The sequence below is a fragment of the Actinotalea sp. C106 genome, from assembly GCF_023630195.1.
Taxonomy (GTDB): Bacteria; Actinomycetota; Actinomycetes; order Actinomycetales; family Cellulomonadaceae; genus Actinotalea.
This window is the reverse complement of sequence record NZ_JALPKN010000232.1, coordinates 1-5,098: the sequence shown is the minus strand read 5'-3', so window position 1 is coordinate 5,098 and position 5,098 is coordinate 1. Positions and strand designations below refer to the sequence as shown.

Annotated in this window: 7 protein-coding genes; all 7 read left to right on the top strand. The window is 74.0% G+C overall.

What is annotated here, in order from left to right:
• A partial coding sequence (locus L0B03_RS13710; RefSeq protein ID WP_250446701.1) for a S9 family peptidase occupies positions 1–762 on the top strand: 762 nt, incomplete at its 5' end.
• A 51-nt stretch (positions 763–813) separates the two neighbouring features.
• Positions 814–1,446 carry a hypothetical protein gene (locus L0B03_RS13705; protein ID WP_250446700.1) on the top strand — a complete coding sequence of 211 codons (633 nt, stop codon included), beginning with the start codon at positions 814–816 and terminating at the stop codon, positions 1,444–1,446.
• Between the two features lie 10 nt (positions 1,447–1,456).
• Positions 1,457–2,557 (top strand): histidinol-phosphate transaminase, encoded by a 1,101-nt coding sequence (locus tag L0B03_RS13700; protein WP_250446697.1) that lies wholly within the window; start codon positions 1,457–1,459, stop codon positions 2,555–2,557.
• Positions 2,554–3,162, top strand: coding sequence for an imidazoleglycerol-phosphate dehydratase HisB (hisB, locus tag L0B03_RS13695; RefSeq protein WP_250446694.1), 609 nt, complete (start codon positions 2,554–2,556; stop codon positions 3,160–3,162). Before L0B03_RS13700 ends, hisB begins: the two co-directional genes overlap by 4 nt.
• Positions 3,159–3,602 carry a hypothetical protein gene (locus L0B03_RS13690; protein WP_250446692.1) on the top strand — a complete coding sequence of 148 codons (444 nt, stop codon included), beginning with the start codon at positions 3,159–3,161 and terminating at the stop codon, positions 3,600–3,602. The genes hisB and L0B03_RS13690 overlap by 4 nt, the downstream gene beginning before the upstream one ends.
• 24 nt (positions 3,603–3,626) lie before the next feature.
• Positions 3,627–4,268 (top strand): imidazole glycerol phosphate synthase subunit HisH, encoded by a 642-nt coding sequence (hisH, locus tag L0B03_RS13685; protein ID WP_250446690.1) that lies wholly within the window; start codon positions 3,627–3,629, stop codon positions 4,266–4,268.
• An 8-nt stretch (positions 4,269–4,276) separates the two neighbouring features.
• Positions 4,277–5,005, top strand: coding sequence for a bifunctional 1-(5-phosphoribosyl)-5-((5-phosphoribosylamino)methylideneamino)imidazole-4-carboxamide isomerase/phosphoribosylanthranilate isomerase PriA (priA, locus tag L0B03_RS13680; protein WP_250446688.1), 729 nt, complete (start codon positions 4,277–4,279; stop codon positions 5,003–5,005).
• Positions 5,006–5,098 lie beyond the last annotated feature (93 nt).

Genomic DNA, 5,098 nt, shown 5'->3' with positions numbered 1-5,098 from the left:
ACGGGCCTGCGCGCCACGGGTGCGGCCCCCGGCCCGGCGGGCGAGGGTGAGTTCCGCGGTGGGCTCGCGGCCCAGGTCGTGCTGCCGGAGGAGGGCGGCCCGGAGGTCGTGGTCGTGGTCGTCCCCGGCGGCGGATGGCGCACCGCGAACCCCGCTGGGCTGCTCCCGCTCGCCGAGCACCTGACCGGGCACGGCGCCGCGACCGTCACCATCACCTACCGCACCGCATCGACGGGGGCGGCGTACCCGGTCCCCGCCCAGGACGTCGCCTGCGCCGTGGCCTTCGCGGCCGATCAGGTCCCCGAGGTGCCCGTGGTGGTCCTCGGCCACTCGGCCGGGGCGCACCTCGCCGCCTTGGTGGCCCTCGAGCCCGGTCACCAGGTCGACTGCCCCTACCCCGAGCGGTCGGCCGACGCGGTGGTCGGTCTGGCCGGGCCGTACGACGTGGCCGCGACCCCCGAGCTGGCCGAGCCGCTGTTCGGGGTCGAGCTCGACCAGGACCCGCAGGCGTGGGCCGACGGCAACCCCCTGACGTGGGTGCAGGCCCGTCCCGAGGTGCCGTTCCTCCTGGTCCACGGGCAGGAGGACGCCGTCGTGCTGCCCGGGCTCTCCGAGCAGCTGGCCGCCGCACTGACTGCCGCGGGCCACGAGGTCCAGACGGTGCTCCTGCCCGGGGTCGACCACCTCCAGGTGATCCACCCCGAGGTCGCCGGTGACCTCGTGGTCGACTGGCTGACGGAGCTCGGTCCCGCCTCGCCGTAGGATCGGCGCCGACGGGACGCACCGGCGCCCCGCAGAGCCCTGGAGGACGTCGTGCCCGTGGTCGAGGCGATCGGCTGGTTCGGATCAGCCTTCCTGGTCTTCTCGATCATGCAGACCCGGGTGATGCGCTTCCGGGTGCTCAACACGACGGCCTGCGTGATCCTCATCGGCTACAACGCGGCGATCGGCGTGTGGCCGATGGTCGCGATGAACGTCGCGCTGACCGCGATCAACCTGTGGATCATCGCGCGGCTCCTGCGCGAGCGCCACGACTCCCGGGCCTACGACGCCGTGCCCATGACGGCCGACGAGCCCTTCCTCGCCCACCTCCTCGACCGTCACGCGGCCGACGTCGCCGCCTTCAACCCGGGGCTGACACCCGAGGCCGTCCGCGGTGCCGAGCACGCCTTCGTGGTGAGCACCGGGGACCAGGTGGTCGGGGTGGTGCTCTCGCGCGCGGGGGAGGAACCGGGGGAGCAGCAGGTGGTGCTCGACTACGTCCTGCCCGCCTACCGCGACTTCACCCCGGGTGAGTTCGTCTTCCGTCCCGGTGGACCCTTCGCCGAGCTCGGCACGCGCCGCGTCGTGGCCTCGCCCGGCATGCAGGCCTCCGAGCGATACCTGCGCGCGGTCGGGTTCGTCCAGCAGGGGGACAGGAGCGTCCTTGACCTCACGCCCGCCTAGACTCGCTGGCGTGACCGCGACCCTGCCGCTGCGTGCCGAGCTGCGCGGCCTCGAGCCCTACGGCGCCCCCCAGCTCGACGTGCCGGTGCTGCTCAACGTCAACGAGAACCCGTACCCTCCGTCCGAGGCCGTGGTGGCCGACGTCGCCACGGCCGTCGCGCTGGCGGCCCGCGGTCTGAACCGGTACCCCGACCGCGAGGCCCTCGGCCTGCGCGCCGAGCTCGCCGACTACCTCGCGCGGGAGTCGGGGGTCCGGGTCGCGCCGGAGCAGGTCTGGGCCGCGAACGGGTCCAACGAGGTCATGCTGCACCTCCTGCAGGCCTTCGGCGGACCGGGCCGCACGGCCCTGTCCTTCGCGCCGACCTACTCGATGTACCCCGAGTACGCCCGGGACACCGCGACCCGATGGGTCGCGGGACGTCGTGCGGAGGACTTCTCCCTCGACCTCGACCAGGTCCGCGAGCTGGTCGCCCGCGAGCAGCCGTCGGTGGTCCTGCTGGCCAGCCCCAACAACCCGACCGGGACGGCCCTGCCGCCAGCCGCGGTCGAGGCGGTGCTCGAGGCGACCGCACAGGTCGCCGAGGGCTGCGTCGTCGTGGTCGACGAGGCCTACGCCGAGTTCCGCCGGGAGGGCACCCCCTCGGCCCTCGCCCTCCTCGCCGAGCACCCCCGGCTCGCGGTCTCACGCACCATGTCCAAGGCCTTCGGGCTGGCAGGTGCCCGGGTCGGGTACCTCGCGGCCTCGCGCGAGCTGGTCGACGCGCTGCGCGTGGTGCGGTTGCCCTACCACCTCTCGGCCGTGACCCAGGCCGTCGCCCGGGCGGCGCTGCGGCATGCGGACGCCCTCATGGCCCAGGTGGGCTCCCTGCGCAGCTCGCGCGACGAGACCGTCACCTGGCTGCGTAGCAAGGGCCTGACCACGGCCGAGTCCGACGCGAACTTCGTGCTCTTCGGGACGTTCGACGACCGGCACGTGATCTGGCAAGGTCTGCTCGACCGCGGGGTGCTCATCCGCGAGACGGGCCCCGAGGGCTGGCTGCGGGTGTCGATCGGCACCCCGGCGGAGATGACGGCGTTCCAGGACGCCCTGGTGGAGGTGGCAGGACTGTGACCACAGGCAGCCGGACCGCGCGGATCGAGCGCGCGACCTCGGAGTCGACCGTGCTCGTCGAGCTGGACCTCGACGGGACCGGGCGCACCGAGATCTCGACCACGGTGCCCTTCTACGACCACATGCTCACCGCGCTGGGCAAGCACTCCCTGGTGGACCTGACGGTCCGGGCGACCGGTGACACCCACATCGACGCGCACCACACCGTCGAGGACGTCGCCATCACGCTGGGCGAGGCCCTGCGCGAGGCCCTCGGGGACAAGGCGGGCATCGCCCGCTTCGGGGACGCGCTCGTGCCGCTCGACGAGGCGCTGGCCCAGGCCGTGGTCGACGTCTCCGGACGGCCGTACCTGGTGCACTCGGGTGAGCCGGCCGGGCAGGAGTACCACCTCATCGGCGGCCACTTCACCGGCTCCCTGACGCGGCACGTCCTGGAGTCGATCGCCCACCACGCCGGCATCTGCATCCACATGCGCGTGCTCTCCGGGCGGGACCCGCACCACATCGTCGAGGCGCAGTTCAAGGCGCTGGCCCGGGCCCTGCGGGCCGCGGTCGCCCCCGACCCTCGGGTCGACGGCGTGCCCTCGACCAAGGGAGCCCTGTGAGCGAGGAGCTCGCGGCGGCAGCCGTGGTGCTGACCAAGGTGGCCGTCGCCGAGGGCCTGGCCGCCGCCTGCGCCACGAGCAAGGTCGCTGTCGACGCCGTCCCGACGGCGATCGGTGCGCTCGCGGTGTGCCGCGAGACCGCGCCGGGCGAGCCCGAGCGGGCGGCCCAGGTCATCTCGAAGCTGCTCCAGCACACCCCGGTCGTGCTGCTCACCCAGCGCGACGGTCAGATGACCGCGACCCGCTGGGCCGAGGGGGTCCAGGACGAGGAGATCGCGCCGGGTCTCATGCTCGACGGAGCCCCGGCTGAGGTCGAGGCCCTGCTCCTGGGGCAGGTCCGGGCCGAGGACCTGCCCGGGGCGGTGTCCTCGGTGGGGATGTCCCGCTGGCGCGCGGTCCGGATCCTCGCCGGGGCGGCACGCGCCGCCCGACGCGCATGACCGAGGACCGGTAAACTCGGCCCGATGACATCCCCCAGCGTCGTCGTCCTCGACTACGGCTTCGGCAACGTGCGATCGGCCGTGCGCGCCCTCGAGCGCGTCGGAGCCGAGGTCGAGCTGACGGCCGACCCCCACGCTGCCGCCGAGGCCGACGGCCTCGTCGTCCCCGGTGTCGGTGCGTTCGCCTCGGTCATGACCGGCCTGCGCGCCGTCCGCGGCGACCAGATCATCGACCGGCGGCTCGCCGGTGGCCGCCCCGTGCTGGGCATCTGCGTCGGCATGCAGGTCATGTTCGGCGCGGGGGAGGAGCACGGCGTGCACACCGAGGGGCTCGCGGAGTGGCCCGGCGTCGTGGACCGGCTCGACGCTCCCGTGGTGCCGCACATGGGCTGGGCCACGGTGACCCCTGCCGAGGGCTCGGTCCTCTTCGACGGCGTCGAGGACGAGTACTTCTACTTCGTCCACTCCTACGCCGCCCGCAGCTTTCCCCCGCTGGGAGGCGGTCGGCTCACGCCCCCGTCGGTGACCTGGGCCACGCACGGCGGCCCCTTCGTCGCTGCGGTCGAGAACGGGCCGCTCGCCGCCACCCAGTTCCACCCCGAGAAGTCCGGCGACGCCGGAGCCCATCTGCTGACCAACTGGGTCCGCAGCCTGAAGGAACGGTGACCCCCACGATGACCCGACTCGAGCTCCTCCCTGCCGTCGACGTGGCCGACGGCCAGGCCGTCCGCCTGGTCCAGGGAGAGGCCGGCTCCGAGACCTCCTACGGCAGCCCGCTCCAGGCAGCGCTCGACTGGCAGTCGGGCGGTGCCGAGTGGATCCATCTGGTGGACCTGGACGCGGCCTTCGGGCGTGGCTCGAACGCCGAGCTCCTCGCCGAGGTGGTCGGTGCCCTGGACGTCAAGGTCGAGCTCTCGGGCGGCATCCGGGACGACGAGTCCCTCGCCCGCGCCCTGGCCACCGGTTGCCGCCGGGTCAACCTCGGCACGGCCGCCCTCGAGGACCCGCAGTGGACCGCCGAGGTCATCGAGCGTCACGGCGACGCGGTCGCCGTCGGCCTCGACGTCCGTGGCACGACCCTGGCCGCGCGCGGCTGGACCCGCGACGGCGGGGACCTCTGGGAGGTCCTCGAACGCCTCGACGCAGCGGGCTGCCCGCGCTACGTCGTGACCGACGTGACGAAGGACGGCACCCTGCGGGGCCCGAACGTCGAGCTGCTCCGCGAGGTCTGCGCGAGGACCTCGGCCCCGGTCGTGGCCTCGGGGGGCATCTCGAGCCTCGAGGACCTCGCCGTGCTGCGCGGCCTCACCGAGGAGGGCGTCGAGGGGGCGATCGTCGGCAAGGCCCTGTACGCCGGCTCCTTCACGCTGCCTGAGGCCCTGGACGTCGCCGGACGGGCGTGAGCTCCGGCCGCGCGCTCCCGCCGAGCTCGGCCTTCGCCGGGGACGACGGCGCGCCCGACCTGGCCCTCGCCCGTGCGCTGAGCGAGCCCGACG